This is a genomic window from Pseudomonas sp. NY8896 (genome assembly GCF_039634505.1).
The window spans coordinates 4,415,737-4,439,040 of the sequence record NZ_CP132350.1; the positions used below are offsets into that span (position 1 = coordinate 4,415,737).

A 23,304-nucleotide genomic window follows, 5' to 3' on the forward strand; every position below is an offset into this window, starting at 1 on the left:
CCATGCTCCTGTCTCCCAATGCCATGGGTCGCCCGCTGCGTACGGGCCTGTACCTGACCACCGGGGTCATCGCGGCCTTCCTGCTGCTGCCGGTCGTGTTCATCGTGCTGCTGTCGTTCGGCTCGTCCCAGTGGCTGGTATTCCCGCCGCCAGGCTGGACCTTCAAGTGGTACGGCCAGTTCTTCTCCAACCCGGAGTGGATGGACGCTGCGCTGGCCAGCCTGAAGGTGGCCGTGCTGACCACCCTCGCCGCCGTACTGCTGGGCCTGCCCAGCGCGTTCGCCCTGGTGCGTGGCCGCTTCCCGGGCCGCGAACTGCTGTACGGGCTGTTCACCATGCCGATGATCGTGCCGCTGGTGATCATTGCCGTGGCGGTGTATGCGCTGTTTCTCAAACTTGGCTACACCGGCACGCTGTTCGCCTTCGTGGTCAGCCACGTGATCGTCGCCCTGCCCTTTACCATCATTTCCATCATCAACTCGCTGAAGCTGTTCGACCAGTCGATTGAAGATGCCGCGGTGATCTGCGGTGCCTCGCGCCTGCAGGCGATCTTCAAGGTCACCTTCCCGGCCATCCGCCCCGGCATGATCGCCGGCGGCCTGTTCGCCTTCCTGGTGTCGTGGGATGAAGTGGTGCTGAGCGTGATGATGGCCAGCCCCGACCTGCAGACCCTGCCGGTGAAGATGTGGACCACCCTGCGCCAGGACCTCAGCCCGGTCATTGCCGTGGCCTCGACCCTGCTGATCGGCCTGTCGCTGCTTGTCATGTTCATTGCCGCCGCCTTGCGCCGGCGCACCGAAAACGCCTGAGCGCGGAGAAAACAACAATGAGTGCAGTGATCAAAGACAACGCGCACGGCAAGACCCTGGTCAGCCTGCGCGGCCTGAACAAGCACTACGGCGACTTCACCGCCGTGGACAACCTCGACCTGGAGATCCAGGACGGCGAGTTCCTGACCTTCCTCGGCTCCAGCGGCTCGGGCAAGTCCACCACCCTGTCGATGCTGGCCGGCTTCGAAACACCCAGCAGTGGCGAGATCCTGGTCGACGGCCAATCGCTGGTCAACGTACCACCACACAAGCGTGACATCGGCATGGTGTTCCAGCGCTATTCGCTGTTCCCGCACCTGAACGTGCGCGACAACATCGCCTTCCCGCTGGCCATTCGCAAGCTCGGCGCTGCCGAGACGGCCAAGCGCGTCGACGCCATGCTCAAGCTGGTGCAGCTAGAGAAGTTCGCCCACCGCAAACCCTCGCAAATGTCTGGCGGCCAGCAGCAGCGTGTGGCGATTGCCCGGGCGCTGGTGTACGAGCCGCGTATCCTGCTGATGGACGAGCCGCTCGGCGCGCTGGACAAGAAGCTGCGAGAAGACCTGCAGGACGAACTGCGCCAGTTGCACCGCCGACTGGGCATTACCATCGTCTACGTCACCCACGACCAGGAAGAAGCCATGCGCCTGTCCCAGCGCATCGCCATTTTCAGCCACGGCAAGATCGTCGGCCTGGGCACCGGTTACGACCTGTACCAAAACCCGCCGAATGCCTTTGTCGCTTCGTTCCTGGGCAACTCCAACTTCCTGCGGATCAAGGCCAGCAGCAATGGCGCAGGCAGTTTCGAGGGGCAGCCGGTAGCCATTCGCCTGACCCCAGGGCTGGCCGCCTCGCAAGATGCACTGATCATGGTGCGCCCGGAGAAGGCCCTGGCCCTGACCGCCGAACAGGCTGCGCGCGCGCCACTGCCAGCGGGCTGGAACGAGGTCAGCGCCAAGGTTGGCGAGGTGCTGTTCCTGGGTGAGAGCCAAACCTGCCATGTGGTGACTGCAGGGGGTACCGAGCTGACGGTGAAGGCGCTGTCAGCCGCAGGCATGCCGATGCAGCCGGGCGACAGCGTAAAGGTGCGTTGGGCAGTGGCGGATGCGTGCATCTATACCGAGTGGGCCGAGAGCGATTTGAGCAAGTCTGCCGGGGCGCATTGAGTTCGCCAGCCACCGAGAAGGGAGGGGCAAAGCCCTCCCCTACGGACTGTCACATTATCATCACGCCACTGTCGTAATCTGCCGGCCAACTCTATGCCACAGGGCCATCCGGCATGCCCCGCCTGCTTGTCTTGCTGCTTATCCTGCTACCGCTTGCGACCTTGGCCGAGCCCCAGCACCTGCGCGTGCAAGGTTCCAACACGATTGGTGCGGCCTTGCTGCCGGCGCTGGTGCAGGGGCAATTGCGCGCGCAGCAAGCCAGCGCCATCGCGCAACAGCCGGGCAAACTGCCCAATGAAACCGTGATCAGTGCGCGCGATGCGCATGGGCAGCCCGTGCGCGTGGACATCGCCGCCCACGGCTCCAGCACCGGCTTCGTTGCCCTGGGCCGGGGCGAGGCCGACCTGGCAGCGGCATCGCGGCCGATCAACGACAGTGAAGTGCGCCAGCTGCAGGCCCTGGGCGACCTGCGTGCTGCCAGCGCTGAACAAGTCATCGGCCTGGATGGCGTCGCGGTCATCGTCCACCCCGACAACCCACTGCCGCAGCTCACCACAAAACAACTGGCGCAGATTTTCTCCGGGCAGATCCAGCGCTGGGAACAATTAGGTGTTTCTGGCGGGGCCATTCACCTGTATGCCCGTGATGACCGTTCCGGTACTTTCGAGACCTTCAAGGCACTGGTGCTGGAACCTCTGCACAGCGAACTGTCGCCCAAGGCCAAGCGCTTCGAGTCCAGTGACGAACTGGCGGCCCAGGTAGGTGCCGACCGCCAGGCCATCGGCTTCAGCAGCCTGGCCGCCGTGCACGGGGCCAAGGTGCTGGCAGTGGCCGAGGGCGACGCACCGGCCATGCTGCCTGAACGCGCACTGGTGGCCAGCGAAGACTACCCGCTATCGCGGCGCCTGTACTTCTACCTGCCGGCCAACCCCAAGCCCCAGTCCAAGGCCCTGGCCGATTTCGCCCAAAGCCCCGCGGGCCAGGCGATCGTCGCCCAGCAGGGTTTCGTTTCGCAGCAGATCAAGGCTCAACCTGTCCCTCCCCAGTCTGATATGCCGCCGCGCTATCGCACCCTCGCCCAGCAGGCGCAGCGGCTGAGCGTGAACTTTCGCTTCCAGGAAGGCAGCGCCAGCCTCGACAACAAGGCCCTGCGCGATGTGCAGCGGGTAGCCGAGTACCTGCGCCAGGCTGGCAAGTTGCAGAGCAAGGCGGTGCTGGTGGGGTTTGGCGACCCCAAGGAGACACCCGGGCGCGCGGCCCTGCTCTCACGCCTGCGCGCGCAAGCAGTGCGGCGCGAGCTGGCGCGCGATGGTGTGGAGGTGCTGGAGGTGACTGGGATGGGCGATGAACTACCCGTGGCCGGCAATGAGCTGGAGCAAGGACGGTTACGTAACCGACGGGTCGAGGTGTGGGTGTATTGAAGGCCAGATCCGAGCCCTGGCAAAGAAATGTAACAGCTCCCTGTTCGGCATCACTGGTAAACGGGTCTAGGCTCAAAATCATGTGATACCGGGCCCCTCTGACGGCTGCCAAGCCGCCATGTCGGATCACTGTTGCCAAGCAACGTCGACATTCAAGGAGGGGCTCATGACAGCTCTGCAAGCATTTCTCACCACCCCGTTCCTCGGTACCAGCGCCTGGTTGTGGCTGGTGTTCATGGCCATCGTCATCGGTTTGCTGGTACTCGACCTGGGCGTGCTGCACCGCCACGACCGGGAAATCGAAATGCGCGAAAGCCTGCTGCTGTATTCCGGCTACTTCAGCGTCGGCGTGCTGTTCGGCGCCGGGGTCTGGTACCAGTTGGGCGCGCAGTCGGCACTGGAGTTCTACACCGGTTTCCTGGTCGAGCAGTCGCTGTCGATGGACAACGTGTTCGTCATGGCAATGATCTTCAGCTACTTTGCCATCCCCCGCCGCTACCAGCACCGCGTGTTGTTCTGGGGCATCCTGGGGGTGGTGTTGCTGCGGGCGATCATGATCGGCGTAGGCGCGGCGTTGGTGCAGAACTTTGCCTGGGTGCTGTACATCTTCGGTGCCTTCCTGCTGTTTACCGGGGTGAAGATGGCGCTGTCCAAGGAAGACAGCCACCCGGACCTGGCCAACAACCCGATCATCAAGTTCGTGCGCCGGCACATGCGGGTCACCGACCAGATCCATGGCTCGCACTTCTTCATCCGCCAGACCCCGCCTGGGCACAGCAAGGCGCTGCGTTATGCCACTCCGTTGTTCCTGGCGCTGGTACTGATCGAACTGGCCGACCTGGTGTTTGCGGTCGATAGCGTCCCGGCTATTTTCGCCATTACCCAGGACCCGTTCATTGTCTACACCTCGAACATCTTTGCCATTCTGGGGCTGCGCTCGCTGTACTTTGCGCTGTCGGCGTTGATGCACCGGTTTGTCTACCTCAAGTATGCGTTGGCGTTGGTGTTGATCTTTATTGGCTGCAAGATTTTCTACCACGGCATGGTCGGCAAGGTGCCTGCGTTGCTGTCGTTGGGGGTGACATTCGGGTTGTTGCTGGGTGGGGTGGTGGTTTCGTTGGTCAAGACGCGGGGGGAGAAGGCGACGGTCGTGGATTCTTCGCCAGAGCAGCCTTCTAATGCCGATTGTTCGGTCAGCCAGAAAGAGGAAGACCCGCAGATGCGGGTCTGATTTCCACTACTTGACCTTAAATAACACCCATACAATCACCATCCAGATGAATCCAGTCATGCTTAGCCACGCTGAAATCTTCAACCTGAATTTAAGCTTCTGCGGAAACGCATTTAACTCGCCAGCATCCAGTTGACCTATTCGCAGCGCTAGCCACGGAAATGCAACTAACCCACTTACCGTAGAAAGTGTCATCCAGCGCCACTTAAATGACCCAGAACCCCAGGCGCGCTTGATGCTTTCAAAATAGCGGTTACTCGTGATGGCCGAGCAGGCGACGTCATAATCTTTGGTCAACGTCGAGACAGCACTAAGGACTAGCCCTGGTATACCTATAGCAAAGGGACTTAGTAGAATCGCCACTTTAGCGAGTGGATGCCAGTCAGTAATGTCAATCACTTGTTGCCTCGTAAATAAACTCGCCTACCGACTCACCGAGCATCCCGCCCAACGCTCCTCCAGCCATGCCGCTGGCGCCCACCAGCACTATGCCGCATACCGGCGCAGCCAGACCTGCCGCTCCGGCAGTTCCACTAGCAAAACCTCCCGTCTCGGTCAACCTGGCCTTTTTACAATCTTCAGTCTCACCAGCGCGACAAACCTCTTGCACTTTCATGTAGGACGAAGCCCCACCGAGCCCAACTGCAGCATGCCCACCATAATTAAGGTACTTGCTAAGCCGCGCCACCTTATCCAGATGCGTCGCATACCCCGGAATCTGCCCCGGCCCGCCCGCTTTCGACCAATGGTGCACCAGGCTCTTGGTCGAAATATTCAAGCTCTTCTTTAAACGCTCATAATTTCCAAGGTTCAGTTGTTTGTTCAGAAATGCCGTTTTCAACTGCCCATCCAATTGCTGCAGAAGCCGTTGCCGCTCAGCGAAGAAGCTCGGGCTGTTCAGGTGGCCGTGGCGCATGAACTCCCTTTGGTGTAATCGCTCAATACTGGTCAGTGTCTGACTGACCTGCTTCAAACCTTGATCCAGCATGTCCTTGCCCACGCCCATCGACAGGCTTGCGTCGCTGAGCAAGCCGGCGATTTCGGCCTGGTGCTGCATCATGAAATCCGCTTCGGCGTGGTCGAGTACTTCCAGCGCGCGGCGTGCATGCTGGGCAGCCGCCATCAGCTCTCCCTCCTCGCGCGTGCAGGCATTTGCGTTGTCCGGATCACCGATAACGAAGATTTCCCCTCACTCTTTAATGATAAAGTAACCCATCAACGACCAAAGTAATGCGATGAATATCAGCCATAGCGCGATAGCCATTTTTCGCTTCAAGTACGGCGGAAAATGCTTAAGGAATCTCCGAACAAGCCTTCAGTTATGCGAGAATCCCCGCAACACCTGATCCGAGCCGCCCATGAGCCAGATGAGCTTTTCCGACTTTGAGTACGCCGGCAAGCGCAAGCAAACCCGCCGAGAGCGCTTCCTCGCCGAAATGGATCAGGTGGTGCCCTGGGCAGGCCTGCTGGAGCTGATCGAACCGTTCTACCCCAAGGCCGGCGGCGGTAGAAAACCCTATCCTCTGGAAACCATGCTGCGCATCCATCTGTTGCAGAACTGGTTCTCCCTGAGCGACCCGGCCATGGAAGAAGCGCTCTACGAAATCACGCCCATGCGCCAGTTCGCACGCCTGACGCTGAGCGCGCCAATCCCCGAAGACACCACGATCATGAACTTCCGGCACTTGCTGGAGAAGCATCAGCTCGCACCGGCAATCCTTGCGGTCATCAATGGTTATCTGCAGGAAAAAGGCCTGTCGCTGCGCCAAGGCACCATCGTCGATGCCACCATTATTCATGCCCCCAGCTCGACCAAGAATAAAGAAGGCAAGCGTGATCCCGAGATGCACCAGACCAAGAAAGGCGGTCAGTATTTCTTCGGGATGAAGGCGCACATCGGTGCCGATGTCGAGTCCGGCCTGGTGCATCACGTCCATGGCACCGCTGCCAATGTGGCCGATGTCACGCAGGTGGCTGAACTGCTGCATGGCGAAGAAAACGCCGTGTATGCAGATGCCGGTTACACCGGTGTCGAAAGGCGCGAAGAGCATGAAAATCGGGGGGTGATCTGGCAGATTGCAGCGCGTCGCAGCACCTATTCCAAGCTGAACCAGCGCAGCGTACTGTACAAAGCCAAGCGCAAGATCGAGTTCTGCAAGGCTCAGACACGGGCCAAGGTCGAGCATCCGTTTCGCGTGATCAAGCGGCAGTTTGGTTACGTGAAAGTACGTTTTCGTGGGCTGATGAAAAACACGGCTCAGTTGACCACGCTGTTCGCCCTGGCAAACCTGTGGAGGGTTCGAAAACAGCTCATGGGTATGGGTGAGGTTCGCGTTTAACACGGAGAACCGGTCGAAAAAGCTCTCCGTACATGATTTTTCGGTCACTTTTCGTCCAATGACGCTGTAGGTGCCTGGAAAATTGCAACTTGCCGCGGCTGCACGACAAGTTGATCGGAGCATCCTTAAGTTCCTCTTCATCCAGCCAGCCCATATGCAGATGTAGCCTAGGAAACGTGACCAAAGCGCTCACCGCGCTCATCAGCAGACAGCGAGACCTCAGGCTTCCTCCCCCCCAAACGGGTTTCATCTGCTCCAGATAGGGGTTGCTTGTGATAGCTGACAAGGCGACTTGAAAATCACGGGACATTGCAATCCGCACATTTATGGCAAGACCTGAAAATCCAGTGATAAACGGAACAATAAGAAAGGCTAGTTTAAGCAACGGCGGCCAACTTTCGAAGTTAATCATCTATCACCTCATAAAGCACCTCTCCAGTCTTCTCTCCGAATGCACCAAGGCCGATAGAGCCTGCCGCAGAGCTGGCGCCTACGATGACAATCCCGCATACCGGAACGCCAAGCCCACCAGTACCGACCGCGAAAACACCGCATAGAGCAGTTGCAGCAGCACCACCTCCCCAAGCTCCAAGCATGCCGCCCCCCAGACCACCTGCGAAGCTACCCATTTCGGTATAACGAACCTTCTTGCAAGCTTGGGTTTCGCCGTCCCGACACACCTCCTGCACGTTCAAGTAAGACGAAGCGCCGCCTATCCCTATTGCAGCATGTCCGCCATATTTGAGGTAATTGCTAAGTTTCGCCACCTTATCCAGATGCGTCGCATACCCCGGAATCTGCCCCGGCCCGCCCGCTTTCGACCAATGATGTACCAGGCTCTTGGTCGAAATATTCAAGCTCTTCCTCAAACGCTCATAATTTCCAAGGTTCAGTTGTTTGTTCAGAAATGCCGTTTTCAACTGCCCATCCAATTGCTGCAGAAGCCGTTGCCGCTCAGCGAAGAAGCTCGGGCTGTTCAGGTGGCCGTGGCGCATTAACTCCCTTTGGTGTAATCGCTCAATACTGGTCAGTGTCTGACTGACCTGCTTCAAACCTTGATCCAGCATGTCCTTGCCCACGCCCATCGACAGGCTTGCGTCGCTGAGCAAGCCGGCGATTTCGGCCTGGTGCTGCATCATGAAATCCGCTTCGGCGTGGTCGAGTACTTCCAGCGCGCGGCGTGAATACTGGGCAGCCGCCATCAGCTCTCCCTCCTCGCGCGTGCAGGCATTTGCGTTGTCCGGATCACCGATAACGAAGATTTCCCCTGCCTTGAAGCCTTGCTCGAACGTCGGGTTGAGTCGCTGCAACCGTGAGATCGGCAACGTGGTATCGTACTCGGCCAGTTGCAGCAGCACCTGGGGGAACGACATGCTTCGAGGGACCACGTAAAAGCCAGGCTCCAGCGTACCGGGCAATGCACCTGCTACAGGTTGGGAGAAACGTTCGGGGTAAACAGCGGTTGATGGCTCGGCAAAATGGCTATTTGCACGCGCCACAACGGGATGCCGGGAAGGCGGTGCTTCATACAATGGAGCGACCACCCGATTGCTGCCCGGCGAGCAGCCACAAAGAACCAGCGCACCATCCATGGCGACTCGCTGGCCATCAGAAATGAAAAAATCCACCCCTTCGGCGACGGTTCCTTCCTGCCCACAAAGTGGGCATGCCGTGGTGTGGTCACCTTCGCGGAGTACCATTCGGCCCTCGTCGAGATAGCCGGCCCCAGTCGCAATACAGACCGCCCCCGTCGTGGTGACATCGCCATCTACCGCCTGACCTTTTCCATCTAGACTGGCGCGCATATACAAACTCCCTGTGCATGATTGAGGTCAAAACCTAACATCCGCAAAGGAGGTTCAAATGCCCTGGGGAGAAAACCAGATATTTCCTACAAAATACAAGAAGCTTAATTATTGCGGCCTGACTGGATTTTTCTTAATAGCTAAAGTTAGTTTCCCTATAGAAAGAAGAACATTCATCTGATTACAGAGAATTGAAAAATAGCAAAGACAATCGATCAATTGCAGGAGCAGCCCTGTCGCGGCACAGGGTCGCGCCAGGTACTGCACATGACATCAAGTTTGCGTAAGGTTCGCTAAATCATCGCCCGCTACGCAACATCTCCACCGGCACATACTTGCCAATCTCATACTTGCCAATCGCCGCCCGGTGCACTTCATCCGGCCCATCGGCCAGGCGCAGTGTGCGCTGCATGGCATACATGTAGGCCAGCGGGAAATCGCCGCTCACCCCTGCCCCACCATGCATCTGAATCGCCCGGTCGATCACCTTCAAGGCCACGTTCGGCGCTACCACCTTGATCTGCGCGATCTCGCTGCGGGCCACCTTGTTGCCCACGGTGTCCATCATGTAGGCCGCCTTGAGCGTTAGCAGCCGGGCCATGTCGATCTCCATGCGCGAGTCGGCGATCTTGTCGACGTTGCCGCCCAAGCGTGCCAGCGGCCGGCCGAAGGCGGTGCGCTCGACCGAGCGCTTGCACATCAGCTCCAACGCGCGCTCGGCCATGCCGATAGAACGCATGCAGTGATGGATGCGCCCAGGTCCCAGGCGGCCCTGGGCAATTTCGAAGCCGCGCCCTTCGCCAAGGATTACGTTTTCGTACGGCACCCGCACGTTCTCGAACAGGACTTCGGCATGGCCATGGGGTGCATCGTCATAACCGAACACCGGCAGCGGGCGAACGATCTTCACGCCTGGTGCATCGGTGGGCACCAGCACCATCGAATGCTGCTGGTGGCGTGGCCCTTCAGGGTCGGACAGGCCCATGAAGATCATGACTTTGCAGCGCGGGTCGCAGGCGCCGGAGGTCCACCACTTGCGGCCGTTGATCACCCATTCGTCACCGTCACGCACGGCGGTGGCAGCCATGTTGGTGGCGTCCGAAGAGGCCACGTCTGGCTCGGTCATGGCGAACGCAGAGCGGATCTCGCCGCGCAGCAACGGCTCCAGCCACTGGCGTTTTTGCGCCTCGCTGCCATAGCGCACCAGCACTTCCATGTTGCCGGTGTCCGGTGCCGAGCAGTTGAACGGCTCTGGCCCGAGCAACGAACGGCCCATGATCTCCGCCAACGGGGCGTATTCCAGGTTGCTCAGGCCGGCGCCATATTCCGACTCTGGGAGGAACAGGTTCCACAGCCCTTCGGCGCGGGCCTTGGCCTTGAGTTCTTCCATGATAGCGGTCGGCTGCCAGCGGTCGCCCTCGGCGACCTGGCGCTCGAACACCGCTTCGGCGGGGTAGACATAAGCGTCCATAAACGCGCTGACGCGCTCGCGCAGTGCCTGGACCTTGGGCGAATAGGCGAAATCCATCGGGGCTACCTTCACGGTTCGGAGTACATGGGCCAGAGCCTAGAGCAGCGCGGACCAATCCACCTAGTCTATTTTCCGCGTGTATAAACATTCATAACCGATATATGATCGACCGATAATTCCAACAAAGAGCGGCGCCCATGAACCTCAGCAAGGTCGACCTCAACCTGTTCATCGTGTTCGATGCGATCTACACCGAAGCCAACCTGACCCGCGCCGGGCAAATTGTCGGCATTACCCAGCCGGCGGTGTCCAACGCCCTGTCACGGCTGCGCGAAACCTTCAACGACCCGCTGTTCGTGCGCACCGCGCAAGGCATGGTGCCCACGCCCATGGCGCAGAACATCATCGGCCCGGTGCGCAACGCCTTGGCGCTATTGCGCACGTCGGTGCAGGAAAGCCGCATTTTCAACCCGCAACAGGCCAACAAGACCTTCCGCATCAGCATGACCGACCTGACCGAAGCGGTCATTCTGCCGCCGTTGTTCCAGCGTCTGCGCCGCCTGGCGCCAGCGGTGCTGATCGAGAGCTTTCTGTGCAAGCGCCGCGAGACCACCAAGGAACTCGCCGCCGGCCGCCTGGATTTCGCCATCGACGCCCCCCTGAACACCGACCCGCAAGTGCGCCACGTCAAGCTGATGCAAGACCGCTATGTCTGCGCCCTGCGCCAGGGCCATCCGCTGGCCGACAGCAAGCTGACCCTCGACAGCTACCTGGGCATGACCCACATCCATATTTCCAGCCGCCGCAACGGCCTGGGCTATGTCGACCTGGCGCTGGGCAAGATGGGGGTGCAACGCAAGGTCGCCCTGCGTTCGCAGCATTACCTGATGGCCTCGCAGGTGTTGCAGCAGACCGACATGGCAATGACCGTTCCCGAGCGCTTTGCCCGTCGCCATCAGTTGCGTTACCAGCCACTGCCGGTGGAAGTGCCAGCGCTGGAGACGCACCTTTACTGGCATGAAAGTACCGACCAGGACCCTGCCAACCGTTGGATGCGTGAGCAGATCACCGAGTTATGCGAGCGCGTGGTGGCGGAGGAAGAGAAGGCTCTGGACCCTGCCTGAAGGTAGCTGGCGCGGGGCCGATCGCAACGCTTCGCCAGCTGAAGAAAAAAATCCTACAAAACCAATGCCGCGGGGAAATTTTTTCTATTGGGATCGAGAAGACAGCGGTGGGAAGCGAAAAATATCTCACAGCTGGCGGGTACGCTTAGGTCAACGATCGCCGATTTCATGGCAACTGACACGGACCCGCCCCAATGCCTAGCGCCCCACTCTACTTCGATTACGCCGCCACTACCCCAGTCGACGACCGGGTCATCGAAACCATGCTCGCCTGCCTGGGTAACCAAGCCAACTTCGGCAACCCGGCGTCCAGTGGCCACGCCTTCGGCCAAGCCGCCCGTCACACCGTGCAGCAGGCTCGCCAACAAGTGGCCGAGCGCGTCGGCGCGCAGGCCGAAAACCTGGTGTGGACCTCGGGCGCGACCGAGTCCAACAACTTGGCACTCAAAGGCATTGCCCAAGGCATCGGCCAGCCCGGCCACCTGATCACCAGCCAGCTGGAGCATAAGGCCGTGCTCGACACGGTGGCCGAACTGGAGCGCCAAGGCTGGGCCGTTACCCGCCTGGCGCCGGATGCCGCCGGCCTGATCCAGCCCGCCAGCGTGCAGGCAGCATTGCGCGCCGATACCCGCCTGGTATCGCTGATGGCGGTCAACAACGAACTGGGCACGGTCACCGACGTTGCCGCAATTGGCGAGCAGGTGCGTGCCCACGGTGCCCTGTTGCACGTAGACGCCGCGCAAGCTGTGGGCAAGCTGGTCATCGACCTGAATGCGATGAGCGTGGACTTGATGTCATTCTCGGCGCACAAGGTCTATGGGCCAAAAGGCATCGGCGCGCTGTATGTCGGGCCACGCGCCCGTACGCTGATGCGCGCGCAGATGCACGGCGGCGGCCATGAACAGGGCCTGCGCTCCGGCACCCTGGCGACCCATCAGATTGCTGGCATGGGCAGCGCCTTTGCCCTGGCCGGCCAGCCTGGCGACAGCGAGCACCAGCGCCTTGAGCAACTGGCTGCACGCCTGCGCGAAGGCCTGCTGGCTTTACCCGGCGTCACCCTGAACGGCTGCGTCACCCACCGCATACCCCATACGCTGAACCTGTGCATCGACAGCAAGGGCTTCAACAGTGCGGCACTGGCCGGCGAGCTGGCCTTGTCGACCACCTCGGCCTGCAACTCGGCGAGTAACGCCGCCTCCCATGTGCTGCTGGCACTGGGGCTGGATGAGCGCCAGGCACGCAATAGCGTGCGCTTGAGCATCGGCCGCTTCAGCACCGACGCTGAAGTGGACAAGGCTGTCGAAGTGTTCGGTCGGGTGCTGACGACGGCATCGGCGGCGCTGTGGTGAACAGGCACTAGAACAAGCGGCTGTCCGGGGTGAAATCCTCGACCTGTATTTTCGCGCTCTGCGCCTGCGGGTGCCGTGGGTTGAACAGGTAGTTGGTGGTACTGGGCATGATCGCGCTCGGCACCGGCAACAACAATGCCGAACAGTCATCCAGAAAGCGATTGCCCAGTGCCCGGGTCAACTCCGGCTGAGCGGACCAGCCTGGCTGCAAGGTGGGTAACCGCGCTTGTGAAACCGTGTCGGGCAATTCGATGCGGATCAGGCGCAGGGTAGTGGGGAAATCCTCAGGGTCGATCTCCAGGTGCACCAACACCTCGAGCATCGCCCCTGGAGGGCTGGTGGCGGCATATACCACCGGCCGGCCCGCCTGGTGCCAACGGCCGCTTACCCGCAAGCCTCCCGTGCCGCTCAAGTCTGCGTAGGCGCTGATACGCCACAGAATCACAGGCCAAAGCCCTCGGCAATCTGCAGCAGCATCTCTTCAACCTGAGTGGTGCCTTGCTGGGTGGTAAGCATCTGCATCGGGGTGAGCCCCGAAAAGCGCTCCTTGGGCTTGGACAACCAACGTTTGGCCTTGTCCGCCTCGCCGAACACGGCTTCGGCCATGGCGGTGATGTGGGCCGAGCGGAACAGACGGTCGCTTTCATCCACGGTCAACGGCTGGTCGCGCTCAATGCGGGTTTTCAGGGTGCGCAGGGGAATGATCTGGTCGCGCTCCACCGGCGTGAGCACACCACGCTCGGTCAGCTTTACCAGCCAGGTGGCGGCAAAACCATGGGTGATGCGGGTGTGGATTTCAAAGTCACTGGCAAGCTCGGGGATTTCCAGCAGCGCGTTCAAACGCGCCCGGTACTCATGGTAACCGTTGTCGCGAAGCACTTCGGCAAGCATGGCATGCTCCTTATCGGCGTTTGCCGACAAGTATGCGGTATATGCCGAATCATTGCCAGTTTGCCCGGCCACCCGGGCGAGTCAGGGGCGCTTTGCGCCCCCTGCAATCTCACAGGAACGTGAAGACTTGCGACGCCGGCAGGCGCGACTTGTTCAGCCCGGCATTGAAGTCCGTCTCACTGCGGTAACCCAGGCTGAGGATCACCACGCTGGTAAACCCACGCTCACGCAGCCCCAATTCGGCGTCGAGGATCTTGCTGTCAAAGCCTTCGATCGGCGTTGCATCCAAACCATGCGCCGCAGCCCCCAGCAACGCCGTGCCCAAGGCCAGGTAGGTTTGTTTTTCCATCCAGTGCTGCACGTCCTTGTGGTCGTAACGGTGCAGGTTGACGTAGTGCCGGCGGCTTTGGTTTTGCCCGGCACGCGCTTGCTCGTCACGGAAACGACCATCGGCAGCCTCTTGGTCGAGCACCGTGTTCAGGTGCGCTTCGGTCATTTCGGTGCGGGTGCAGAACACGATCACATGCGAAGCATCAAGGAGCTTCGGCGAGTTGTAGGCATAACCGTCCGTGGTGCTCTTTGCCAGGCGAGCCTTGCCTTCGGCAGTATCGGCGACGATGAAATGCCAGGGCTGGGAATTGACCGACGACGGGCTGTGGCGCAGTTGCTCGAGCAGGGCATCGACAGTGGCCTGGGGAATACGGCGCGAGGCATCGTAAGCTTTGGTGGTGTAGCGGCGCTTGGCCAGCGAGACGGTATCCATGCAAGAACTCCGGTATGAACAGTGGATGTGCCGTGCATCTTATCTTTCCGGTAGAAAAGAAAAACCGGCACAATGCAGCAACACTTTCATCCCTGGAATGAAAATGCTGCGCATCACTGATCTCGAATTGTTCGCCCGCAGCAGTGTGCTGGGCAGCTTCACTGCAGCGGCCCATGAAGCAGGCCTGCTACCGGGCCAGGTGGCTGCCGCGATCAAGCGCCTGGAGCGCGACCTGGATGTACGCCTGTTCGCCCGCACCACCCGCAGCCTGCGCCTGACCGCCGAGGGCGAGCGCTACCTGCCAACCGCGCTGAATGTGCTGGAGAGCCTGCGCCAGGGCCATGAGGACCTGCATGGCAACCCCAATACCCTGCGCGGCACCCTGCAGGTATCGGCGCCTTCCGACCTGGGCCGCAACATGCTGCTGCCTTGGCTCAGTGCCTTCCGCCGCGAGCACCCGGCATTGCAGCTTCGCTTCTTCCTGTCAGACCAGATTGCCGACCTTAACCGCGACCCGGTGGATGTGGCCATCCGCTATGGCCTCAACCAGGATGCCAACTACATCGCCCTGCCATTGGCCGACTGGAATCGCAGGGTGCTGGTCGCCTCGCCCGACTACCTGGCCCGCCACGGCCGCCCGCTCACCCCCGACGCGCTGCAGCAGCACGCCTGCCTGTTGTACATGCAACACAACCGGGTGTACGACAAATGGCGGTTGGGCAACCGCACCGTGCAGGTGCGTGGGCCGCTGGTCAGCGACGATGCCGATGTCATCCGACGCCTGGCCATTCAAGGCGAAGGCATCGTCTATAAGTCGTGGCTGGATGTCAGCGCCAACATCGCGGCCGGTGAACTGGAAATCGTGCTGCCCGAAATGCTCGGCGAGCCCACCCCGGTCACCTTGGTCTGCCCGCATCGCAAGCAGCTCACACCTGCGGTTTCGCAACTGCACCTGTGGCTGCGCGAGCGCTTCGAGGCCCTGCGCAACCGTGCCCTGACCAACGGCTGCACAATCGTTCCAGACTGAGCCGGAGTGTTGCGCTAAGGTAGCCATTTACCCCGACGGCGCATGTACATGAGCAACTGGATCGACCTCAAGCAAGACGCCGACACCGGCATCGAGTCGGTCCGTGCGCATTTCGTCGGGCATGCCTACGACCCGCACTGGCACGACAGCTTCCTGGTCGGCGTCACCGAACAGGGTGTGCAGCAGTTCAACTGCCGCCGGGTGCGCCACCGCAGCACGCCGGGGCAGGTATTTCTGCTCGAGCCTGGCGACATCCACGATGGGCTGGCGCCTACCGATGAAGGCTTCACCTATTCAACGCTGTACCTGGAGTCCGCTTGGCTCGACCAACAGCTGCGGGCGCAGTTCGAGCACGCACCGGACGACAGCCTGCCCAGTTTTGCCGATACCCTGTGCCATGACGAACGCCTGGCCCAGGCCACCGCCCTCGCCTTCCAGGCCGTGCACACGCAGGACTTGCGCATCGTCCGGCAAACGGCCATGGACGACCTGCTGGCCTGCCTGACCCGCCACCTGCACTGGCGCCGGCGCATCAACCCCGACCCGCGCCTGCCGCTGACGGCACAGCGCGCACGGGACTACCTGCACGCCAACCTGGAGCGTGACATCGGCCTGGAAGACTTGGCCCACGCCTGCGGCATCGACCGCTTTCGCCTGACCCGTGCGTTCAAGGCCGCATTCGGCATTGCACCGCATGCCTACCTGATCCAGCTGCGCCTGGCACGGGCGCGGCGCCTGCTCGCCCAAGGCCAGACCCCTGCCGAAGTGGCCGTGGCGTTGGGCTTTGCCGACCAGAGCCACTTGGGCCGCTGGTTCCGCCGCGCCTATCGGCTAACCCCCGCCGACTACCGCAGGCGCTGCTCAAACCTTCCAGACTGAATGCCGGCGGGCGGCGAGCATGGTGCTTCGATTTCACGGAGCCTTGAACCATGTCGCAGTCGTTGCTGCCCTTCTTCCTCTTTGCCCTGGTGTCCAGCATCAGCCCGGGGCCGACCAACTTGTTGATCCTGGCTCATGGCGCGCGCGTGGGCCTGCGCGCAAGCCTAGCGCCGATCGTGGCAGCCTGCGGTGCGGCGGCCGCGATCGTGCTACTGGTTGGTCTGGGGCTGGGCGAGCTGTTGCTGCGTCACCCATTGGCCCAACAGCTGATGAGCTGGGCCGGAGTGCTGTGGCTGAGCTGGCTGGCGTGGAAGATGCTGCGCAGTGCCGCCGCCCCGCTGCAGACGGCCACAGCACAAGGCTTCAGTGCGCTCAGCGCTGCCTCGTTGCAGGTGGTGAACCCCAAGGTTTGGTTGATGGCCGTGGCGGTGGTCGGGGTCTTTGCCGCACCGTCGTTGCCGGTGTGGCTGCTGGCGCTGGTGTTTTTGCTGATCGCCCTGCCGTGCATGGCGGCGTGGGCGATGCTGGGGGTGGGTAGCGCCCGGTGGTTGCAGGCGCCACGGCGGCTACAGGTGTTCAACCAGGTGTTGGCGGGGGCGCTATTGATCTCTGCATGGGCTGCCGTCCTGGCTTGAGCGCTCTCCCACAGGCCTGGGCGGGACATGTGGGAGCGCTGGCCTGGGGGTCAGCGTGTCAGCGCCTCACGGAAGCGCCGAGTGCTGGCAACGGCCAGCACCAGCCCGACCACCGCCACGCTACCGCCCACCAGGCCAATATTCGCCACGTCCATCTGGCTGCTGACAATACTGCCCAGCAGCGCACCACCACCAATGCCGATGTTGTAGATACCCGAGAACAGCGCCATGGCCACATCGGTGGCATCCGACGCCAGCTTCAGCGTCTTGGACTGCAGCGACAGGCTGAAGCTGAGGATCGCCACACCCCAGAACATGCTCAGCGCCGCAAACGCGTAGAAGTTGCCCGAGAGCGGCAGCAACAGCAACAGGCACGCGGCGAGCAAGCCGATCGAGCCTACCAGGAAGCCATGGGGGAAACGGTCGCTGTAGCGGCTGAACAGCAACGAGCCGAATACCCCCGCACCGCCGAACAGCAACAACACCAGCGTGGTGCGCTCACCGCCAATCTGCGCCACGTGCAGTGCAAACGGTTCAATGTAGCTGTAGGCAGTGAACTGCGCGGTAATCACCAGCGTCACCAGCAGGTAGGTGATCACCAGCGCCGGGCGCTTGAACAGGATCGGCAGGCTGCGCAACGAGCCGGAGTTCTGGCTGGGCAGCAGCGGCAGCGATTTCATCAGGCACAGCATGGTGGCCAGCGCCACCCCGGCGATGCTCAGGAACGTGATGCGCCAGCCCAACGCCTCGCCTACCACGCGGCCCAGCGGAATACCCAGGACCATGGCCAGGGTAGTACCGGTGGCCAACAGGCCCAGCGCCTTGGCCTGCTGCCCTGGTGGCGCCACACGCACCGCCAGCGAAGCGGTGATGGCCCAGAACACCGCATGCGCCAGGGCAATGCCGATACGGCTGACCAGCAGCATGGCAAAGCTTTGCGACAACCAAGACAGCAAATGGCTGACGATGAACACCAGGAACACGAACAGCAGCAGACGCCGCCGTTCGATGTTGCGGGTCAGCAGCATCATCGGCAGCGAGGCCAGCGCCACCACCCAGGCGTAGATGGTCAGCATCAGGCCCACCTGGGCGGTGCTCATGTCGAAGCTGCGGCCAATGTCGCTGAGCAACGCCACCGGAACGAACTCGGTGGTGTTGAAGATGAAGGCCGCCAAGGCCAGGGCGATCACGCTAAGCCAGCTGCCGCTGCCCGTTGCGGGCGATATGTGGGTAGGTGTGGGTCCGTTCATGGGTGGAAAGTGCTTCTCCGCAGACAGGCAACAGGTCGCACGCCAGCCACCCGCTTGCCGGGGTGCCAACGTGCGCGTTGTTATTGACAGGAATGCCCGGCATGGTACGCGTCAAGCCGGGGCCTCACAACCGCGAGGCAGGTAGAAGGAGTACCATGCGCGCTTTGTGTGAAACGCGTGTGCGACAAGGAGCCCGATCCGCTCATGGACAAGCAGCACCCCCAGCAGCAATGGCAGCAGGCGGTTACCGCCTACGCCCAGGCCGTCAACGACTACGTCGCGCAAGGCCGTGCGCAAGGCTGGGACAACCTCGAAGAACCGCAGGCGCCAGCCACCAGGCACCTGCTCGACGCCTGGTTGGCAGCCCTGCAGGCAGCCAACTGCCCAGGTGTCGACGAACAGCAGCGCCGGGCCTTCCGTGAGGCCTGGCCCCCCGCGCACCATCCCCTGGTACCGTTGCTCGAAGACCACGCCCAAGGCATCAGCAATGTTTTGCTGCTGGAGGATGGCAGCCTGCTGGCACGCATCGGCATGCCGTACGACAAAGGCCAGGTGGTGCGTATCGACCACCATGGGGTAACCCCGGTCATCGGTATCGAACACTTTGGCCGCTGCCCGGCCCGGCGCTACTTCGCCCTGGCCAATGCCGAGGGCATACGTGTGACCGATGGCTGGGGTGGCCCGCAGGTGCGCCGTCTGGCCTGGCCAACCGGGCTGGAGGGGTTGCCGCCGGGCTACCCGTTCGAGCCGTTCGACCTGCCGCCCACACCCACCGCGCTTATCCCCTTCCCGGACGGCCAACGCGTGCTGCTGGTGAGTGCCGAAGGTATCTTCGTGCTGGCCGGTCAAGGTGCAACGCGCCTGCTGCCGCAGCAGACGCGCGTGCTCGATGAGCTGGCCGAAGGTACCGAGCCAGACGACATCAACCTGGGGCTGAGCATGGAGCATGGCGCGGTGTCGGCAGATGGCGGCTTGATCGTGGTGGGTGAGCAAGGCAGCCGGCACCTGGTCCTCGACGATCAGCTCAGGCCGCTGGCACACATCGGCCCAGGCAGCGAATACCCGCACTTTGCTTTGTTCAACCGCACCGGTGACCAGTTGATCGTCAATGCCTGCCATTTCTACAGCGGCGCCACGCTGGCGGTCAGGGTGGCGGACTTGCCCGGCCTGGATACCGACTACTACAGCCAGGACCCACGCACCCCGCTGGTGCAGGATGGCGCACGGGTGTACGCCGGGGTGGTGCGCGATGGCGAGTACATCGTGGGTGATGCCTACGGGTACCTGCGGGCATTTGGCGAAGATGGCGAGGAGCATTGGCAGCACTACCTGGGGTCGACCATCAGTGCGATGGACATCAGTGCCGACGGGCGAACACTGGTGGCGGCAAGCCATGCGGGGGTTGTGTCGGTAATTGCGCTGGAGAGCGGGCGGCCCGAGTGGCAGATCGGTACCGGAGCACACGGCGAAGTGCGGCGGTGGTTGTTCTGGAAGGGTTGGGACAAGGCGATGGCCTGGTAAAAGACCGATCATTCATGTTGCCTGTACTGGCCTCCTCGCGGGTGCCCCCGCGAATAGGCCAGTACAGGCAACCGATCGATCAGCCGTGCAACGTGGCCATGTCGATCACGAACCGGTACTTCACGTCACCGGCGATCATCCGCTCATACGCCTGGTTGATATTGCGGATATCCAGCATCTCGATATCGCAACGGATACCGTGCTCAGCGCAAAAGTCCAGCACTTCCTGGGTCTCGGCGATGCCACCGATCAACGACCCCGCCAGTACTCGGCGCTTCATCACCAGGTTGGCTGCATGCACCGCCGGGTCGATCGGTTCGATCAGCCCGACCAGGATGTGCACGCCATCGAACTTCAGGGTTTCCAGGTACGGGTTGAGGTCGTGCTGCACCGGAATGGTATCGAGCAGGAAATCGAAGCGGCCAGCAGCGGCGCGCATCTGCTCGACATCGGTGGACACGATCACATGGTCGGCACCCTGGCGGCGGGCTTCCTCGGCCTTGGCCTGGGAGCGAGTGAACAAGGTCACTTGCGCACCCAGGGCCTTGGCAAGCTTGATACCCATGTGGCCCAGGCCGCCCATGCCGAGAATGCCGACCTTGTGGCCCGGGCCGACGCCGTGATGTTTGAGTGGCGAGTAAGTGGTAATGCCGGCGCACAGAATAGGTGCAGCGCTGGGCAGGTCCATGCCGGCCGGGATGCGTACCACGAAATGCTCGCTGACCACGATGCTGCTGGAGTAACCGCCCATGGTGTTGCTGCCATCGACCCGGTCCGGGGTGGCGTAGGTCATGGTCGGGCCTTCCAGGCAATATTGCTCCAGGTCCTTGGCGCAGGCTTCACAGGTGCGGCACGAATCGACCATGCAGCCGACGCCGACCAGGTCACCGACCTTGTGCGCAGTGACGTTGTCGCCCACCGCTGTAACCCGGCCGATGATCTCGTGGCCAGGCATCAGCGGGTACACGGCAATGCCCCATTCGTTGCGCGCCTGATGGATGTCGGAGTGGCACACACCGCAGTACAGGATCTCGATGGCGACGTCGTCCGGGCGCGGGCTGCGGCGCTCGAAGGTCATGGGGGCCAGGGGGCTGGTGGGGGTTTGGGCGGCGTAGCCGATGGCGGTGTACATGCAGGACCTCGCATTTAAGTGAAACGATTCAGGCGACGCATTCTGCGCGTCGCCTGCCGCCTCGCCCACGGCTGATTCTCCGGCATGCATGCCTGATCCTCCGAAGATGCCACCCAGCATCTAGCGCCACGCCACCAGTCTGCGATGATTAAGCTGTCTGATTCTCTGCCCTTGGTTCACCATGCAACTGACCCGCCACGTCGACGCCAATGCGCCGCTCTGCGCGCTCATCCGCACCCTCGCCACACGCCCGGGCTTCGTACCTACACGCCTGCCCCAGGTGCAGGTGCTGAGCTGGGACCACTATGTCGCCAGCAGCCCACAGATCTACGAACCCAGCCTGATGATCCTGGCCCAGGGCAGCAAGCTGGCGCGGCTGGGGCCACGCACTCTGGAGTACGGCGCCGGGCATTACCTGGTGCAGGCGTTGTCGGTGCCGTTCATGTGCGAAACCTTCGCCACCCCTGACGCGCCATTGCTGGGCGTGGCGGTGGACATCGACCGTGGCGTGCTGGGTGAACTGGTGCAGAGCATGGACATGGTGCCGGACGCTGCAGTACAGGCCCAAACACCGCAATCGATGACCTCGGCAGCACTGGATGCGCCAATGCGCGACAGTGTGGAACGGCTGCTGCATTGCCTGCAGGACCCGCTGGACGCCAAGGTGCTGGGCCCGGGGCGCGTACGCGAGGTGCTGTATACCGCGCTGCGCGGCCCGCAGGCCGGTGTGTTGCGAGCACTGGTGGAGCAACAGGGGCACTTCGCCCGCATCGGCGCAGCCCTCACCCACCTGCGCGAGCACTACGCCGAGCCGCTGAGCGTGGAGGCACTGGCCACGCGGGCCAACATGAGTGTTTCTACCTTCCATGAACACTTCAAGCGCTGCACCGACATGGCGCCGATGCAGTACTTGAAGCGCTTACGCCTGCTGAAAGCGCAGCAGATGCTGATTGGCGAAGGCCTGGGGGTGGCGCAGGCCGCGCACCGGGTGGGCTATCAGAGCACGTCGCAGTTCAGCCGCGAGTACAAGCGCCAGTTCGAGCGCAGCCCAGGGGATGAACTGCCGTACCAGAGCTTGCCAGTTTGACGGGATGGGCCTCGTGGCCGCTTTGCGCCTCCCCCACGAACTCAGGCCTTCACTGCCGCTCTACCATAGCGATAATTGCGGCCTTGAGCTCGGCCTTGGCCTGCCCGGCCTCCAACTCCCCTGCTGCAGCCGCCTGGGACAGCGCATCCGCCGCCCCCACCAGCAGGCGCATGCCGGCAACCCCCACATTGCCGCTGGGCGAAAAACCGGCCAACGCTTCGCGGCACTTGTCCAGAAACGGCTGCTCATATGCCCGTTTCAGCGCTTCCATTTCCGGCGACCCGGCCAGCGCTGCCGACACACCCGGTATTTCCCGGCCCTGGCTCATCACGCAGTCCACGTAGGCCTCGGCAATCACCTGGGCTCGGCTGACCAGGCTGTCTTCGCAGTTGGCCAGGGCCTGCGCCAGCATCTGCGACTGACGCGCATCGTATTCCTGGTACAGCGCCACCAGCAGCCCGGTGCGGGTATCGAAATGGTCATAGACCACCGGCTTGGTTACCCCAGCCTGTTCGGCCAGGCGCCCCAGGCTCAGGGCATCCGTCCCCTCCACACCCACCAGTTGCCAGGCCACATCCAGCAACTGCCTGCGGCGTTCGTCGCGGTTCAGCCGTTTGCGCACCGGGGTGCGATCGTCGCTTGACATTGCTTACCTACCAAAAGCAACTTACTAAACGTAACTTACCTCGAGTATATAGCGCTCAGGGTCATTCCGCATCCCGTCTTGGAGAACCCACCATGCACGCCTTGATCGTCGTCGGTCATCACGACCCGCAATCCCTCACTCACGCCCTTGCCCGCCAAGTCGCCGAAGGCCTTGCCAGTGCTGGGCACACTGGCGAAATCGCCGACCTGGCCAGTGAAGGTTTCGACCCACGCTTTGGCCTGGCCGATCACGCGGTGCACCGCCGCCAGGCAGCGCCACCGGCTGACGTACTGAAGGAGCAGGCGCGCATCGACCGCGCCGATGCCCTGGTACTGGTTTTCCCCATCTATTGGTGGTCGTTGCCGGCTTTGCTCAAAGGGTGGGTCGAGCGGGTATTCAGCAATGGTTGGGCGTTCGACTACGAAGGGGGCGTTAGCGTCAAGAAGCTGCGCGGCATGAAGGTGCACCTGGTCGGTGTTGCCGGCGCCGACAGCGGTACCTTCGATCGGCATGGCTATGCCGAGGCCATGCGCGTGCAGATCGAGCACGGCATCTTCGACTACTGCGGCGCCGAAGTACTGGGTTCGACCTTGTTGGACGACAGCGAAGGCCCCAGCCAGGTTCGCCATTTGCAGCACGCCAACGCCTTGGGCAAAAAGCTGTTTGCCGAATCTCAGGCCGCTGCCTGATCCCTACGAGAGTGCCTTCCCATTGCAGGAAATCAAACGACCCAGCTACTATTGAGAACGATTTTCACT

The 23,304-nt window shown here is 62.0% G+C and carries 23 protein-coding genes and 1 pseudogene; 13 read left to right on the top strand and 11 right to left on the bottom strand.

Annotated features, from left to right (window positions below; translation table 11 throughout):
• The first annotated feature begins 2 nt into the window (after positions 1–2).
• The 4 genes from Q9451_RS19755 to Q9451_RS19770 all read left to right on the top strand — a co-directional run bounded on the left by Q9451_RS19755 (position 3) and on the right by Q9451_RS19770 (position 4,627).
• Positions 3–809 (top strand): ABC transporter permease, encoded by an 807-nt coding sequence (locus tag Q9451_RS19755; protein ID WP_012271741.1) that lies wholly within the window; start codon positions 3–5, stop codon positions 807–809.
• A 17-nt stretch (positions 810–826) separates the two neighbouring features.
• Positions 827–1,975 carry an ABC transporter ATP-binding protein gene (locus Q9451_RS19760; RefSeq protein WP_012271740.1) on the top strand — a complete coding sequence of 383 codons (1,149 nt, stop codon included), beginning with the start codon at positions 827–829 and terminating at the stop codon, positions 1,973–1,975.
• Between the two features lie 113 nt (positions 1,976–2,088).
• Positions 2,089–3,396: a substrate-binding domain-containing protein gene (locus Q9451_RS19765; RefSeq protein ID WP_012271739.1), complete on the top strand. Its 1,308-nt coding sequence runs from the start codon at positions 2,089–2,091 to the stop codon at positions 3,394–3,396.
• A gap of 166 nt (positions 3,397–3,562) precedes the next feature.
• On the top strand, positions 3,563–4,627 hold the full coding sequence (locus Q9451_RS19770) for a TerC family protein (protein WP_012271738.1): 1,065 nt from the start codon (positions 3,563–3,565) through the stop codon (positions 4,625–4,627).
• Positions 4,628–4,633: 6 nt separating this feature from the next.
• On the opposite strand, the gene Q9451_RS19775 is transcribed toward Q9451_RS19770, so the two are convergent.
• The gene (locus tag Q9451_RS19775) at positions 4,634–5,026 is read right to left on the bottom strand and encodes a hypothetical protein (protein WP_049773230.1); all 393 of its coding nucleotides are present in this window, start codon (positions 5,024–5,026) and stop codon (positions 4,634–4,636) included.
• A pseudogene (locus Q9451_RS19780) lies at positions 5,019–5,816 on the bottom strand (PAAR domain-containing protein); the annotation flags it as partial. The gene Q9451_RS19775 and the pseudogene Q9451_RS19780, both read right to left, overlap by 8 nt.
• Before the next feature lie 169 nt (positions 5,817–5,985).
• On the opposite strand from Q9451_RS19780, the gene Q9451_RS19785 reads away from it, so the two are divergent.
• Positions 5,986–6,966 (top strand): IS5-like element ISPa41 family transposase, encoded by a 981-nt coding sequence (locus Q9451_RS19785; RefSeq protein WP_014003920.1) that lies wholly within the window; start codon positions 5,986–5,988, stop codon positions 6,964–6,966.
• Here Q9451_RS19785 and Q9451_RS19790 read toward each other — a convergent pair.
• From Q9451_RS19790 to Q9451_RS19800, 3 genes are all read right to left on the bottom strand, one after another.
• Complete coding sequence (locus Q9451_RS19790) at positions 6,938–7,378, bottom strand: hypothetical protein (protein WP_345960714.1); 441 nt, start codon at positions 7,376–7,378, stop codon at positions 6,938–6,940. The two genes, Q9451_RS19785 and Q9451_RS19790, sit on opposite strands and share 29 nt — an antisense overlap.
• Positions 7,371–8,771: a PAAR domain-containing protein gene (locus Q9451_RS19795; protein WP_012271735.1), complete on the bottom strand. Its 1,401-nt coding sequence runs from the start codon at positions 8,769–8,771 to the stop codon at positions 7,371–7,373. The genes Q9451_RS19790 and Q9451_RS19795 overlap by 8 nt, the downstream gene beginning before the upstream one ends.
• Before the next feature lie 298 nt (positions 8,772–9,069).
• Complete coding sequence (locus Q9451_RS19800) at positions 9,070–10,299, bottom strand: acyl-CoA dehydrogenase (protein ID WP_012271734.1); 1,230 nt, start codon at positions 10,297–10,299, stop codon at positions 9,070–9,072.
• A 140-nt stretch (positions 10,300–10,439) separates the two neighbouring features.
• Between Q9451_RS19800 and Q9451_RS19805 the strand changes: the two genes are divergently transcribed.
• Together Q9451_RS19805 and Q9451_RS19810 are read left to right on the top strand one after the other, a co-directional pair.
• On the top strand, positions 10,440–11,366 hold the full coding sequence (locus Q9451_RS19805; protein ID WP_012271733.1) for a LysR family transcriptional regulator: 927 nt from the start codon (positions 10,440–10,442) through the stop codon (positions 11,364–11,366).
• A gap of 194 nt (positions 11,367–11,560) precedes the next feature.
• Complete coding sequence (locus tag Q9451_RS19810) at positions 11,561–12,715, top strand: aminotransferase class V-fold PLP-dependent enzyme (protein WP_012271732.1); 1,155 nt, start codon at positions 11,561–11,563, stop codon at positions 12,713–12,715.
• Positions 12,716–12,722: 7 nt separating this feature from the next.
• Here the strand turns inward: Q9451_RS19810 and Q9451_RS19815 are convergent, their stop codons facing one another.
• The 3 genes from Q9451_RS19815 to Q9451_RS19825 all read right to left on the bottom strand — a co-directional run bounded on the left by Q9451_RS19815 (position 12,723) and on the right by Q9451_RS19825 (position 14,369).
• On the bottom strand, positions 12,723–13,160 hold the full coding sequence (locus tag Q9451_RS19815; RefSeq protein ID WP_012271731.1) for an RES family NAD+ phosphorylase: 438 nt from the start codon (positions 13,158–13,160) through the stop codon (positions 12,723–12,725).
• Complete coding sequence (locus tag Q9451_RS19820; protein ID WP_012271730.1) at positions 13,157–13,606, bottom strand: antitoxin Xre/MbcA/ParS toxin-binding domain-containing protein; 450 nt, start codon at positions 13,604–13,606, stop codon at positions 13,157–13,159. Before Q9451_RS19820 ends, Q9451_RS19815 begins: the two co-directional genes overlap by 4 nt.
• A gap of 109 nt (positions 13,607–13,715) precedes the next feature.
• Entirely contained in the window at positions 13,716–14,369 is a 654-nt protein-coding gene (locus Q9451_RS19825) for an oxygen-insensitive NAD(P)H-dependent nitroreductase NfsB (RefSeq protein ID WP_012271729.1), read from the bottom strand.
• A 103-nt stretch (positions 14,370–14,472) separates the two neighbouring features.
• Here Q9451_RS19825 and Q9451_RS19830 point away from each other — a divergent pair, with 103 nt between their 5' ends.
• Genes Q9451_RS19830 through Q9451_RS19840 form a run of 3 tightly spaced genes read left to right on the top strand, consistent with a single transcriptional unit; the run spans position 14,473 to position 16,910 of the window.
• Complete coding sequence (locus Q9451_RS19830) at positions 14,473–15,396, top strand: LysR family transcriptional regulator (RefSeq protein ID WP_041166461.1); 924 nt, start codon at positions 14,473–14,475, stop codon at positions 15,394–15,396.
• A gap of 48 nt (positions 15,397–15,444) precedes the next feature.
• Positions 15,445–16,275 carry an AraC family transcriptional regulator gene (locus Q9451_RS19835; RefSeq protein ID WP_080516246.1) on the top strand — a complete coding sequence of 277 codons (831 nt, stop codon included), beginning with the start codon at positions 15,445–15,447 and terminating at the stop codon, positions 16,273–16,275.
• 50 nt (positions 16,276–16,325) lie between these two features.
• Positions 16,326–16,910: a LysE family transporter gene (locus tag Q9451_RS19840; RefSeq protein WP_012271726.1), complete on the top strand. Its 585-nt coding sequence runs from the start codon at positions 16,326–16,328 to the stop codon at positions 16,908–16,910.
• A 50-nt stretch (positions 16,911–16,960) separates the two neighbouring features.
• Here the strand turns inward: Q9451_RS19840 and Q9451_RS19845 are convergent, their stop codons facing one another.
• Positions 16,961–18,160, bottom strand: coding sequence for a sugar transporter (locus tag Q9451_RS19845; protein WP_012271725.1), 1,200 nt, complete (start codon positions 18,158–18,160; stop codon positions 16,961–16,963).
• A gap of 204 nt (positions 18,161–18,364) precedes the next feature.
• Here Q9451_RS19845 and Q9451_RS19850 point away from each other — a divergent pair, with 204 nt between their 5' ends.
• Entirely contained in the window at positions 18,365–19,681 is a 1,317-nt protein-coding gene (locus tag Q9451_RS19850; RefSeq protein WP_012271724.1) for a hypothetical protein, read from the top strand.
• A gap of 79 nt (positions 19,682–19,760) precedes the next feature.
• On the opposite strand, the gene calA is transcribed toward Q9451_RS19850, so the two are convergent.
• The gene (gene calA, locus Q9451_RS19855) at positions 19,761–20,813 is read right to left on the bottom strand and encodes a vanillin reductase (protein WP_012271723.1); all 1,053 of its coding nucleotides are present in this window, start codon (positions 20,811–20,813) and stop codon (positions 19,761–19,763) included.
• 181 nt (positions 20,814–20,994) lie between these two features.
• On the opposite strand from calA, the gene Q9451_RS19860 reads away from it, so the two are divergent.
• Positions 20,995–21,900 (top strand): AraC family transcriptional regulator, encoded by a 906-nt coding sequence (locus Q9451_RS19860; protein ID WP_012271722.1) that lies wholly within the window; start codon positions 20,995–20,997, stop codon positions 21,898–21,900.
• Between the two features lie 49 nt (positions 21,901–21,949).
• On the opposite strand, the gene Q9451_RS19865 is transcribed toward Q9451_RS19860, so the two are convergent.
• The gene (locus Q9451_RS19865; protein ID WP_012271721.1) at positions 21,950–22,546 is read right to left on the bottom strand and encodes a TetR/AcrR family transcriptional regulator; all 597 of its coding nucleotides are present in this window, start codon (positions 22,544–22,546) and stop codon (positions 21,950–21,952) included.
• A gap of 92 nt (positions 22,547–22,638) precedes the next feature.
• Here Q9451_RS19865 and Q9451_RS19870 point away from each other — a divergent pair, with 92 nt between their 5' ends.
• Positions 22,639–23,235, top strand: coding sequence for an NAD(P)H-dependent oxidoreductase (locus Q9451_RS19870; protein ID WP_012271720.1), 597 nt, complete (start codon positions 22,639–22,641; stop codon positions 23,233–23,235).
• Positions 23,236–23,304: the final 69 nt, after the last annotated feature.